Annotated in this window: 12 protein-coding genes and 1 riboswitch; of the genes, 1 reads left to right on the top strand and 11 read right to left on the bottom strand. The window is 46.3% G+C overall.

The genetic code is table 11. The features are described from left to right. Positions 1 to 32 precede the first annotated feature (32 nt). The 8 genes from liaG to V6D41_RS12680 all read right to left on the bottom strand — a co-directional run bounded on the left by liaG (position 33) and on the right by V6D41_RS12680 (position 7,596). A complete protein-coding gene (liaG, locus tag V6D41_RS12715; RefSeq protein ID WP_333518433.1) occupies positions 33 to 905 on the bottom strand; it encodes a LiaG family protein in 873 nt (290 codons plus the stop codon). A 100-nt stretch (positions 906 to 1,005) separates the two neighbouring features. Beyond that, the gene (gene liaH, locus V6D41_RS12710; protein ID WP_333518432.1) at positions 1,006 to 1,686 is read right to left on the bottom strand and encodes a stress responsive protein LiaH; all 681 of its coding nucleotides are present in this window, start codon (positions 1,684 to 1,686) and stop codon (positions 1,006 to 1,008) included. Between the two features lie 26 nt (positions 1,687 to 1,712). Next, the gene (liaI, locus tag V6D41_RS12705; RefSeq protein WP_148964077.1) at positions 1,713 to 2,093 is read right to left on the bottom strand and encodes a cell envelope stress-induced membrane anchor protein LiaI; all 381 of its coding nucleotides are present in this window, start codon (positions 2,091 to 2,093) and stop codon (positions 1,713 to 1,715) included. 161 nt (positions 2,094 to 2,254) lie between these two features. Then, positions 2,255 to 3,523 (bottom strand): MFS transporter, encoded by a 1,269-nt coding sequence (locus V6D41_RS12700; protein ID WP_333518431.1) that lies wholly within the window; start codon positions 3,521 to 3,523, stop codon positions 2,255 to 2,257. A gap of 175 nt (positions 3,524 to 3,698) precedes the next feature. After that, positions 3,699 to 4,280, bottom strand: coding sequence for a cob(I)yrinic acid a,c-diamide adenosyltransferase (locus tag V6D41_RS12695; protein WP_333518430.1), 582 nt, complete (start codon positions 4,278 to 4,280; stop codon positions 3,699 to 3,701). Positions 4,281 to 4,302: 22 nt separating this feature from the next. Next, positions 4,303 to 5,628, bottom strand: coding sequence for an ABC transporter ATP-binding protein (locus V6D41_RS12690; RefSeq protein ID WP_333518629.1), 1,326 nt, complete (start codon positions 5,626 to 5,628; stop codon positions 4,303 to 4,305). Beyond that, the gene (locus V6D41_RS12685; RefSeq protein WP_333518429.1) at positions 5,628 to 6,689 is read right to left on the bottom strand and encodes a FecCD family ABC transporter permease; all 1,062 of its coding nucleotides are present in this window, start codon (positions 6,687 to 6,689) and stop codon (positions 5,628 to 5,630) included. Before V6D41_RS12685 ends, V6D41_RS12690 begins: the two co-directional genes overlap by 1 nt. Then, positions 6,652 to 7,596, bottom strand: coding sequence for an ABC transporter substrate-binding protein (locus V6D41_RS12680; RefSeq protein ID WP_333518428.1), 945 nt, complete (start codon positions 7,594 to 7,596; stop codon positions 6,652 to 6,654). Before V6D41_RS12680 ends, V6D41_RS12685 begins: the two co-directional genes overlap by 38 nt. A 105-nt stretch (positions 7,597 to 7,701) precedes the next feature. Further along, positions 7,702 to 7,841, bottom strand: a riboswitch (cobalamin riboswitch). Positions 7,842 to 7,993: 152 nt separating this feature from the next. Between V6D41_RS12680 and V6D41_RS12675 the strand changes: the two genes are divergently transcribed. Continuing rightward, positions 7,994 to 8,785, top strand: a complete 792-nt coding sequence (locus V6D41_RS12675) for an SDR family NAD(P)-dependent oxidoreductase (RefSeq protein WP_333518427.1) — start codon at positions 7,994 to 7,996, stop codon at positions 8,783 to 8,785. A 38-nt stretch (positions 8,786 to 8,823) separates the two neighbouring features. Here the strand turns inward: V6D41_RS12675 and V6D41_RS12670 are convergent, their stop codons facing one another. The 3 genes from V6D41_RS12670 to yvrH form a co-directional block, all read right to left on the bottom strand. Beyond that, the gene (locus tag V6D41_RS12670; RefSeq protein WP_333518426.1) at positions 8,824 to 9,702 is read right to left on the bottom strand and encodes an SMP-30/gluconolactonase/LRE family protein; all 879 of its coding nucleotides are present in this window, start codon (positions 9,700 to 9,702) and stop codon (positions 8,824 to 8,826) included. A 68-nt stretch (positions 9,703 to 9,770) separates the two neighbouring features. Continuing rightward, entirely contained in the window at positions 9,771 to 11,513 is a 1,743-nt protein-coding gene (locus tag V6D41_RS12665; protein WP_333518425.1) for an ATP-binding response regulator, read from the bottom strand. Then, entirely contained in the window at positions 11,510 to 12,223 is a 714-nt protein-coding gene (yvrH, locus tag V6D41_RS12660; RefSeq protein WP_087991174.1) for a two-component system response regulator YvrH, read from the bottom strand. Before yvrH ends, V6D41_RS12665 begins: the two co-directional genes overlap by 4 nt. Between the last annotated feature and the right edge of the window lie 96 nt (positions 12,224 to 12,319).

The following is a 12,319-nucleotide window of genomic DNA, read 5'->3' as shown; positions in this document are numbered from 1 at the left end:
CCTGGTGTCCGCCTCCTTTCTTCTGCCTGGTGCTACCGTATCACTAGATCCCCGCTGTCCGTTTTGATATCAATTGGATGCCGGCCGCTTCCTTGCGAGCCTGTAATGTGATGATGATCTTTATGTGCTGTATCAGCAAATGAATACGGCGAACTGACGCTCCCGCTCGCTGATTTAGCCTTGACTGTAAAGCTGCCGTTTTCGGGAAGGCTCAGATCAGCATCACCGCTTGTCAGCGTGACAGATACAGGACCTGATACCTTTTTCAGTGCGGCATCTAAGTTTCCTGAAGTCAGCTTCACATCAAGAGAGCCTGATACATCAGCCAAATTCGCGTCTCCTGAAGCTAAATCAATGTCGGCTGTTTTGGAGACCGTATTGGAAATGGTAACATCGCCGGACGATCCCTTTACTTTCATGTCTTGAAGGCGGACGTCCGTCACTCTCATATCTCCGCTCGCAGATGCTGCGTTCAGCTCAGTAAGCGCAAGACGCTGATTCCCGTCCACAGATATGTCCCCGCTTGAGGTCCGCACCGTCAGATCACCTTTATAATCATATGGAATCCGGACGACAAGGAAAGAACGGTTAAACCCATTCAAAAATTGAAATTCTTTTTCCTTTGCGGTCAGCTCCAGTTTCCTTTTGCTTTCAGTGACAAATAACTTTCCCGATTCTCCTGAGATGCCTGCCGATATGTCATTTCGTTCTTCCGCTATGATCCGGACATTCTTGTGATCCGACTGAATGACCACGCTGTCGATATCCCCCGGCGATGCGCTGGCTGAATCGGCTTCAGTGCCGCTTACGAACCCCAAGCCCGCTGCAAACACGTCTTTTACCACGACGCCGAAAAATATAAGAATACCAGCCATGATCAACAGTTTGCCCAGCATTTTTTTCATTCGATTTCATCCTTCTCATTCATTCTATTATAAAAGAAAAGCCTGTGAATTGATACGTGCGGAAGGGAAGGACTTGTCCGCAAATCCTTCCCCGTCCCGCTTATTCATTTGCTGCTTGTGGTGTCTGGTCTTGTTTTTGCAGCGAGAGCGCCCGCATGTTTTCAATCTCCGCTTCCACATCATCAGCGAATTCTTTGCGTGTGAGTTCTGTGCCGGCTTCTGCTGACTTTGAATAATTCGCACGGATTTCCATTTCCTCAATACGATTTTCAATGCGCAAAAATTCACGATACGCGCTTTCGCTGTCAATCTTGTCAAATGTCGTATTCATATGCTCTTTTGCTTTCGCGGCATTGGCCCGGGCAATCAGCGCTTGTTTTTTATCCTTTACGTCCTGAAGCTTTGTTTCAAGTGCAGCCAGCTGTTCTTTCAGATCCGTCAGCTGACTGTTGGCTTGTTCATAGGACACTTTATGCTCAGCCGCCTTCCCTTCTAAATATTTCATTTCAGTCAGTGCCTTTTTCGCCAGTTCTTCTTCACCTGCGTCAAATGCGAGCTGTGCCTGATTTTTGCGTTTTCCAGCCACCTCAGCTGCTTCTTCATATTTTTTCTTAAATTGATAGGCAATTGTGTGCTGTTTTACAATTGTTTGTTTTGCTTTTGCGATGTCACTTTCCATATCACGGACATATTGATTGAGCATCACCTTTGGGTTCTCCAGTTTATCCAGACCTTCATGAACTGACGCAACAAACATATCTCTCATTCTTTTGAATACCATACCTGATTCCTCCTCATATGCTGATATTATTTTTTCTTCAAAAATTCTTCCCATTCGTCATCAAAGTGAGATTGATAGGCAGCCGAAGCCGGTTCCGGATCAAAAGATGATACACCGTTATCAGCTGATCCGTTTTTCATCAGCTTCCAGCCGTAATACACCATAGCTGCCGCCAGCGCGAGTCCGACGACAAATGGAAGTGAGCAGATGAGCATCATCGCTCCGATACCGCCTACGATAATTCCTGTGATGGTTTTTCCTGCAGCAAACCTTTTGATTCCTGCGTATGTCATCAAGCTCCCGATGGCGAGCGGGATAATAAAGCCGAAGCTTCCTCCTCCAAAAAAGACGGAGATCCCAAATACAATTAATAAGAATCCGCCGGCGGTTTTCTTGTTTATCTTCATACAGATCCTCCTTTCGTTTTCCTTGTCTTCATCTTAAACAAATTAGCATTTGCGCAAAACGAATCAGAGGTTGATTTTGATATAAGACCGGGGTCGTATCTAGTGCCGGACCCATGGGCATAAAAAAACGCCATGCGCGAGGCATGGCGTTTCAAAACCCTTTACAGATGGACGCTTGCTTCCCTTTCTTTGACCAGGTCGGCCTGTTCTGCTTTGGCCAGCTTTGTAAAAAGCAAAATGCCGATACCCGCAATAATTTCGACAACCCCTCCGACAGCGATTACAGTTCCTGAACCAAAAGCGTTAGCAGCATACCCGCAAATGACAGCTCCGGCAGGTATGGAAATATTTGAGATCATATGTATAACGGCGTAGACCTGCGGCTGATCCTCACTATCCACAGATGTCTGGATAATCGTGTACTCAGGAACATTTACAGCACTGACTGCGGCGCCAAAGGTAAACGCAGCGAGAAAGACGAGCGGCAAAAAGGTATTCATCCCGGTAATAAAGAAAGCAAATCCTTCAATAATGCCGGCAGTTACGAATAGCAGACCGTACCTGTTTACTTTGACTTTCGCCAGCACAAATCCCAATAAAAACGCGCCTGCGGCGGTAGTGGCCTTTAAAAGCGAGTAAACGATCGGCTGACCGTTTAAATCTTCCGCAACGTAAACGGCTGAGAGCGCTTCCCAAGGGGCAGCCGCGAAATTCATAAAGATACAGTAAATGGCGAGCGGATATAAAATCTGATGTTTTCTGACGAGTGTAAACCCGCGTTTCAGCCTGCCCATATATGTGCCTCTCTGCGTAACGGCAGAAGACTCTGATTGAGATTCAACCGCAGTGTATTTAATGAAAAGGACGAGAAAGCCAGAAACCAAATAGAGAACAAGTGCGATAAGCATCGTATAAGAAGGACTGATAAATGTAAGAAAAGCGCCGCATAACGTGACAGCTCCGAGCCGGACAATTTGAGCCGAGGACTGCAGCACAGCGTTTGCTTTTTGAATGCCCTGTTCATTTACAATTTGGGGAATTAAAGCTATGGAGGCGGGATTGTAGGCAGCCCCTGTAGCAGAATGCACAATCATAAGCGACATGACAAACCACAGCGGAGAATAGCCCGCAAAATGACAAAGAGGAATAATCAAGACAACCACTGCCCTAGTCAGGTCTGAAAAGTACATCCAAAATTTCAGCGTGTTCTGCTTCATGAAAGGGCCCGTCACAGGCGCCAGCACAGCTTCCGGCAAAAAAGTGACAGCAATCAATAATGCAGTGCCGATCGCGCCTTTGCCGTCATAAATTAAAAACCATAATATCGAATTAAATGCGAACATATCGCCGGATATCTTGACTATTCTTGAGAAAAAAAGATAATTAAAATTTCTCTTCCAGATGCTATCACTTTCAATTAAATTCACCATCTATCAGAGCCCCCTACTGCCTATTTTTTACATCTATTTGTTTCAATATCTCACTTTTCCATTTTTCAGTCAATAATTCATAAGGTTCATTTTTTGTCGTAAAATGGGTAATTGACAGAATGAAAAACAAAAAAGCCGGCATGTATGGAAACACGCCGGCTTTCGTTTTCTCTTTTTATGATTTGCTGCTGTTTCGGTCCCGAAACACAGTAGCACTTCTTTCATATTCTACATCGGCAATGCCGCTTCTCACATTCACTACCCGTGCGGCGGCAAAAAAATAATCAGACAGACGATTGAGATAACGCAGCACTGTTTCATGAATCTCCTCCGATTTCATCAGCGCCGCCACTCTGCGTTCCGCCCGCCTTGTAATGGTGCGCGCCGCATGGAGAAGCGAAGCGCCCTTCGATCCGCCCGGAAGAATAAATTTCTTCAATTCTGGCGCTTCTGCTGTATAGGCATCAATGCGCGTTTCTAAAAAGGAAACGGATTCTTCCTTTAGTGTATAGTCTTTTCTTTTTGTGACGATTGCCAAATCGCCTCCGCAGTCAAACAGCTCATGCTGGATGGTGAGCAGCTCGGCTGTCATATCTTCAAAGCCAGGCTGCCCGGAAAGCTCTGCCAAAGCAAGCCCGACAAAGCTGTTCAGTTCGTCAATCGTGCCGTAGCTTTCGACGCGAAGGCTGTCCTTGTCCGTTCTGCCTCCGACTAGGCTCGTTTGTCCCTTATCGCCTGTTTTTGTATATAGTTTCATGCAATATGTCTCCTTTACAGACTTATTCAAACAGCTCTGCCGCCTCTTTTACACATTCAGCTGTTCCGATCTGTATCAATTGATTCAGCTGTTCTGTGTTTTGAGATTGCTCAGTTTGTGTTGCGGCGATAAGAATATCACCCTCTGCCCGTCTGTCCCCTAACACTTTCACCCGTTCTGCTTCGACAGCCATAAGAGCTTTGACAAAGCATTGATCTGTCGCATAGCCGTTGATTAAAATCCAGATCGAAAAGCCGGTCATGACGCATATGGCAATGGATATCTCTCCATCTTCATACGTTCGATACACGAAACGGTCAAGCCTTTTTGGAGAAGCCATCGCACAAGTTTCCGGCAGATGAAAACCGTTTTCTGACAGATAAACCGCAAGCCCTTCTACAGGATCTTCCTGAACTTCCAGCCGTTTATGGATCAGCGTCCTGCTCCACGAGAACCCTGCACCTATAGGCGCTGAGGAGAATGTACGAAGCGGAATTTCTGTCTGCAGAAGAATGTCATCGCACCCCGCTTGGAGCAAAGCTTCAAATGGGATAGGTTTATGCTTCACGCTGTTTTGTTCAGGCTGAATCGCAATCATCGGTTTAGGTGAGCTGTGATGGACCAATGTGGTGACATCTGTATTGTACACGGCCTTTATGTGATGTTCTGTAACAGCATATTCCGGTTTTTGCTTAGGTACGGCTGTACCGCTTTTCATAAACAAGAGCTCATCACAGTACAGGCTCGCGGTGTTCAGATCATGAAAAACGCTGACAGCCGCCAATCCATTTTCTCTTGTCAGGCGTTTGATGAGATCAAGCAGGTCTTTTTGATAAGCCAGGTCGAGAAAATTTGTCGGCTCGTCCAGAAATAAAATGCGCGGCTGCTGCGCCAAAGCTTGGGCCAAATACACCCGCTGCTGTTCCCCTCCGCTTAGATCACGGATCGATTTTTGCGCAAAAGCGGCCACTCCTGTTTGCTCCATTGCTTCCTGTACAATGGCTTCATCCTTGTCAGTCTGCTGTCTGAACAGCCCTGTTTGAAATGGATATCTGCCGAAGGCTACAGTTTCTTTGACGGTAAAGGTAAAGGCTTGATCCGTTTTTTGCGGCAGGACGGCCATCATTTGCGCTAGTTCCTTCGGTTTATAGTCAGCCAGCGGTTTGCCAGCCAGATAAACGCTGCCCTCCTTGGCCCGCAGCGTACCTGTCAGCAAGTTCAAAAGCGTAGTTTTTCCGCTTCCATTAGGGCCGAGAATACCGAGAAATTCACCCTTCTCCACAGTTAAGCTGACATTGTTGATCAGCTGGCTGTCTCCGTATCCTCCCGACAGCCCTTCTGCTTTCATCATAAGCTTCTCCCCCCGCGGTGCTGCCGAATTAAAATCAAGGCGAAAACAGGCGCTCCCGCCATGGCCGTAATGATCCCAATCGGCAGTTCAACTGGCTCAATAATCGTTCTGGAAATCAGGTCGGCCAGAACGAGAAAACCTGCTCCGAGCAAGGCGGACAGCGGCAGTAAATGCCGATGGTCTGTTCCCCACAAAAGCCTTGTAATATGCGGAATGACAAGACCCACAAAGCCGATCGTGCCGGATACAGCCACAGCGCTTCCTGTCAAAAGAGAGCCGGCTATTAAAATCAGCATTTTTCTCTGCTGAACGCTGACTCCGAGAAGCTTTGCTTTGTCTTCTCCATATGTCATCACGTTCAGCTCTCTTCCGTTTATGATCAGTAAAATCGTTCCCAAAAGAAAAAATGGGAGAAACAGAACAACATAGCTCCAGCCTCTCATTGAGACGCTGCCAAGCAGCCAGTGCACAATCGGGAGCAGGTTGTCTCCTGTCAGGGCAATGATCAGAGAAATAAACGCACCCAAAAATGAGTTGATGATAACGCCGGTCAAAATGAGGGTGGAAACAGACATCGAAGCATGAACGAGGCGGCTGAAGGAAAGCACCGCCGCAATCGTGACAAGTGCCGCGGCTACACTCACAACCGGGAGTGTAAACCCTCCGATGACAGGAAGCTGCAAGCCGAAGAACAGCGTCACAACCGCTCCGACTGAAGCACCGGATGAAACACCGAGCGTGTAGGGATCAGCAAGCGGGTTTTTCAACAACCCCTGAAAAGCAGCTCCCGCGATAGAAAGAGCCGCCCCCACAAGGGCGGCCAGCACAACTCTCGGCAGTCTGATATTCATCATAATATTTGTGTACATCGGGTCATCAGGGCCGATAGAGCCGCCGAAGCCTTCATGCCAGAAGACACGAAGGATAGCGGGAATAGGAATTTGCAGGCTGCCGCAAGAAATTCCCAAGATGATGCTTACGGCTAAAAATGAAAAACCGATGACATATGCGGCAAAACGATTATTCCTTAAACGTATCCGGATAAATGCTTTCCGCAAGTTCTTCGACCCCTTCGATCAGACGGGGACCGGAACGTGTCACGAGATCAGGATCCACATCATACACGCGATGATGTTTCACAGCATTGATTTCGCTCCAGCCAGCGCGTTTTTCCACTGCTTTCGCTTTCACTCCGTCTGTTGTAACGATAGCATCAGGATTGAGTTTTACGATCGCCTCGTCTGTCATTTGCACCCAGCCTGTTTGGTCCGCTGCTGCGTTTTTAGCATGGATGACATTGAGCATTTCATTCATAAACGTGTCTTTTCCGGTTGTGTAAATGTCGGGAGCAGGAGAAACCTCGATAAATACGCTTTTCTCCTCGTCTTTTGAAATGGTTTTCGCTTTTTCTTGAATATCCTGCAAATCTGATTTCATGCTTTTCACGAGCTGGTTGGCTTTTTTCTCTGTCCCGGCAGCTTCTCCGATCATTTCAATTGATTTGTAGACCTCGGAAAATGATTGCGCATCATTGACAGTCAGCACGGTTATGCCCGCGTCCTTCAGCTGTTTAATGGCATCCGCTGACGCTGACATGGAAGACTCATGGGCAAGAACGAGATCTGGCTTTAGAGAAATGACTTTCTCAACGTTCACATTCATATCTCCGACCTTCTCAACCTTTTTGACTTCCTTTGGATATGTATCGTTTGTGGTGACACCGACCACTTTTTCACCAAGACCGAGAGCGTATGTGATTTCTGTGTTGCTCGGCATTAATGAAACAATCGTTTCCGGCTCCTTTTTGATTGTCACATCTTGATTTGACGCATCATCAATGGTGACAGGAAACGCTTCCGTCTTTTGTTTTGCCTTGGAATCCTTCTGATCTGCCGTATTGCCGCAGCCTGCTATCATAACGGCAGCCAGCAGTAGCGCAGTCCATATTCCGGCTAGTTTTTTCATCATCTTTCCTCCTAAGTGAACTAAAAAAAGCATCTCTACGATGGTAAAGATGCTGTAAACAACACAAAAAAGCCTATTGTTTACACATCATCTGTCCTCGCAGACTTCGTGCTGATCAAACAGGCAGGTATCCTGGCTCTTGGCGCTATGGCCAATTACAGTGGCGGGACCGCACCGGCTTTTACCGGTTTCCCTATTAAGCCGGCTGTTGTTCACGGACCGGCACCTATTTGACATTCGTATCCTTTTTTCGGAGTAATTATACTATATGACTGATAGGCTTGTATATGTGTCCTGAATGACTTTTCCCCGGTATGTGTATGGGAGCAAAATCCTCGTAAACACTAAATTTGTTCTTGTATACTTTATACCATCATCAATGAAAAGGAATGATCTTATGGATTTACAGCTAAAAGACAAACTTGTCATCATCACCGGCTCGACGTCCGGCATCGGGAAAGCCGCAGCAAAAAGCTTTCTGCAAGAGGGTGCGGCAGTCATTGTCAACGGACGCAAACAGGAGACTGTCAATCGCACGGTTGAAGAGCTTTCTGGATACGGAACGGTGCATGGCGCGGCTGCTGATTTATCAAAAACAGATGAAGCAACGGCTTTTATTGAAAAAGTAAATGAAATCGGTGATGTCGATATCCTTGTCAACAACCTTGGTTTCTTCGAGGTAAAAGACTTTGCGGATGTGACAGATGAAGAGTGGAATCAATATTTTGAAGTGAACGTGATGAGCGCGGTTCGGACAAGCCGCCACTTCCTTCCAAAAATGCTTGCCAAAAACAGCGGCCGCATTTTAAATATCGCAAGTGAAGCAGGCATCAAACCGCTTCCAACGATGATTCCGTACTCAATGACAAAAACGGCGCTGATCAGCCTTTCAAGAGGAATGGCTGAAATGACAAAAGGCACGAATGTGACGGTCAACTCAGTGCTTCCGGGACCTACTTGGACAGAGGGCGTAGCATCCTACATGGAGGGCGCCGCACAGGCAGCCGGCCAGAATACAGATACATTCATCAAAGACTATTTCAAAGTCAATGAGCCGACTTCTCTTATTCAGCGATACGCGACAGCAGAAGAAGTCGCCAACACGATCGTATTTCTCGCATCTGGCGCCGCATCCGCCATTAACGGTACGGCACAGCGTGTAGAAGGCGGCATTATCCGTTCTCTCTAATATGCAAAAAAACGCATCCATGTTTCGGATGCGTTTTTTTATACGTCTCCAGCGAATGGAACGGGCTGGTATCCGCCTGTTTCCAGTTTTGCTGAAAACAGTCCTCCCGCGTGAGGCTGCTCGTATCTTTCTGTTTCTGTCATTTGTTCCGTTGCCGTTGTGATGTAAAGGGTTTTTAAGTCTCTGCCGCCGAACGCGCAGCACGTGACATATTTAGCCGGTACGCTGATTGAACCGATTTCTTTCTTCTGAAACGGGTCAATGTGAACAACGCGGCTGCCGCCAAACAGCGCCACCCACAGCATGCCGTTTTGGTCGATTGTCATGCCGTCCGGCAATCCTTCTGATTGATCAAAACGATAGACAGGTTCTGGATTCGAGACATTTCCGCTTTCAGGATCAAACCTGTAGCGAACAATTTCCTGAGTCGGCGTGTCGATGTAATACATTAAATTCCGCTCGCGGTCCCAATCCAAACCGTTCGAGGTGGAGACTTGATCTTTGATTTTGACAAGACTGCCGTCTTGATCCAAACGGTATAGCGAGGCCCGTTTTTGTTCGCCTTCCATGCTCGTCGTCCCCGCCCAAAGCCTTCCGCACGGATCACATTTCGCATCATTAAAACGCAGGCTCTCATCCATATCCTTCGGCTGTTTGATCTTTTCCAAGCTGTCATCCTGAAGATGATACAGGTAAAATCCGTCCTTCATCGTCATCATCAGTTCATCCTTGGAATATTTCGCAAGCGCCGTCACAAAGGACTTGAATTTGATCGACCGGTTGATTTTTTCTTCAGAGTCGAAGATGTGGAGCTCGCTCCCTAAGATATCAACCCAATATAAACGGCCGTTTTCTTCATCCCATAGCGGGCCTTCACCAATGACTGCCCGAGTGTCTGCTTCCAATACTGCATCCATGTGTTACACCTCTTTAGCTTAAGACTATATATTGTTATTCCCGTCAAAGAGGCGGCCAAACCACATGTTTATTGCTTTTTAAAAAGGATGGTAATGACCGTTCCAATGTTCATTCTGCTGTTCACGTGAATCGTTCCGTGATGCAGATGGACAAGCTCCTTGGCAATGGCGAGTCCGAGACCCGTTCCGGCAGATGAATCTTTTGTGTTCGTCCCCCTGTAGTAACGGTTAAACAAATGGGTGATCGTTTCTTCATCCATTCCCTTCCCGTTATCCTTAACCTTCAACGAAATATGATTTTTAGTTTGTTCCAGAATGACCTGAATCTCTGTTCCTTTGTCGTTGTGCTTCACTGCATTTCCAAGGAGGTTTTCTAATATACGCCTGAACCACCCTTCATCAAGCGCAAATTCAATATGCTCTTCTTTGGATACAAAGGAGATATCATACCCTTCAGAAAACGGATTTTTCTTAAAATCCTCAATAACGTTTTTAAAAAACGGGATCAGGCTTGTCAGATTTCTCTCAATTGGAAGGGCATCATTTTTCAGCCGATACGTTAAATTTAAGTCTTCAATCAGCTTGGACATGTATTCAGATTTTTCCCTGACAACCTGCCCCATTTCTTTCACTTCCTCCGGCGACCAGTCATACTGCTTAGACTCAAGCATCATGCTGTAGCCGTAAATGCTGCTGAGCGGTGTTTTTAAATCGTGCGACAAACCGGCAATCCATTCTTCCCTTGTCGCCTGGATTTTTTCTCTATTTCTCTTATCCCGTCTCAGCGTTTCAGTCAGCTGATCCATGGATTCAAAAATCTCACCGAAGAAGCGATACGGCTGTTTGATTTTCCCCTTTTTGTTTTTGCTGACAGGAAGGCCGCTCCGGTTTTTCGGTTCCTCGAGCTTCCCTTTTGATAGGTTGACCAGCCATTTAATCGTGTGAAAAATCGGCAGCCCGAATCGGAACATATACCAAACTGTCATCCAAATGATATACAGGAACAGAACACCCATGATCAGAAACATCGCCTTTAGAACAACCTTCAGAAATGATTTGTTAAACTCCTGATCGGTGACGTAGACAGGGTTCGGCACCGTAGCAACCATCCATCTGTCTTGATCAAGGATCTTAACGGAAATTTCCCGCTTATAGTTCCAAGGTTTGGAGCTGTATTTGAGCAGCTCCAGCTGGTTCATCGTTTTTCTTTCACTTTTTGTGCTGTTGACGCTGTCAAGGATGTTTCCATTGCTGTCTAATAGGTAAATGGCACCTTTTTCCTTCTTAATATAGTCGATGGTACTCGGCTTATAATGTGCTGGAACGTCTATTTTTTGTTCGCGTTTTCCAATGGAAGTCAGCAGCTGTTCGCTCTTTAATTTCCAGCCTGATAACAAAAGGTACGACTTGTCTTCAATATTGATGGCCCAATAATTCACCTTATAATGATTAAGCTTTTTGGTTTTATAAATAGATAGAAGCTCTTTCTTGGTATGGGTGTTTGGCACGTCTTTGGGCACACTGTAGGAATAAGCGGTTTTCCCTTTGGAATCAATGATTTGCATCCATCCGTCCTGTTTATCGACAGATTTCTTCAGAAAATTATCCACTTCCCATGCCCCGTCTTCGTTTATGTCCAGGTAAGCCTCAAGTGTGTCGGTTGTAGCCTTCGTCAGCCCAGAATTCGATTCCGCATCGCTAAATCGAGCGTCTAAATAGAAAAAAGAAGCAACAAGCATAACTGTGAGAAGCAGGATCACAATCAGCATCTGCCCGAAAAAGTGAAACAAAAATTTCCATCTTAACCTCATGACCGCTTGCCTTCAGGATTCGGGATAAAACGGTATCCTAGACCGCGAACCGTTACAATATACTCCGGATTGCTCGGATCGCGCTCAATTTTTTCCCTGAGCTTGCGAATATGAACCATGACGGTGTTGTTGTCGCCATAGGAAGGATAGCCCCACACTTTTTCATAAATTTGATCCTTGGAAAGCACCACATTAGGGTGTTCACAAAAATACTGCAAAAGCTGCAAAAGCTGGGCTGAACAAGCGACAGCACTTCCGCCTACAATCAGCTCGGCATTTTGCGGAGAAAATGTAAAATAATCATATGTATAGGTTTGATTTGAACTTGTTTCTTTCGACTGGTATGTGCGCTTGAGGTGGGCTCTGATTCGCGCCGCTAATTCCAGCGGATTAAATGGTTTTGTGATATAGTCATCAGCCCCAACCGCAAAGCCCGACAATTTGTCCGCGTCGGATGATCTTGCCGTCAGGAAAAAAATCGGAGCCTCTGAATACTCTCTGATCAGCGTGCAGGCTTCAAAACCGGACATCCCGCCCATCATGACATCCAGCACGATCAAGTCTACCTTATTGGCCTTCACAACCGGAATCGCTGCTTCTGCGCTTGCCGCATCCAGTAAATTTCGATAACCTTCTTTTTCGAGAACGCGTTTGATCATATCCACAATCGCTTTCTCATCGTCTACGATTAAAATTGACGCATTTTCCACTTTTATGTTCCTTTCTGTCACTGTTTTTTTCATCTTATCATTATATCGTTTATTTTTGGTGCATTTTTGAATAGAAGGCGTCTTGCCGGGGCAGGA

Origin of the sequence: Bacillus sp. 0102A, from assembly GCF_036765155.1 — a bacterium.
Classification (GTDB): domain Bacteria; phylum Bacillota; class Bacilli; order Bacillales; family Bacillaceae; genus Bacillus; species Bacillus subtilis_G.
The sequence above is the reverse complement of the archived record's forward strand: the minus strand, read 5'-3'. Positions and strand labels throughout refer to the sequence as shown.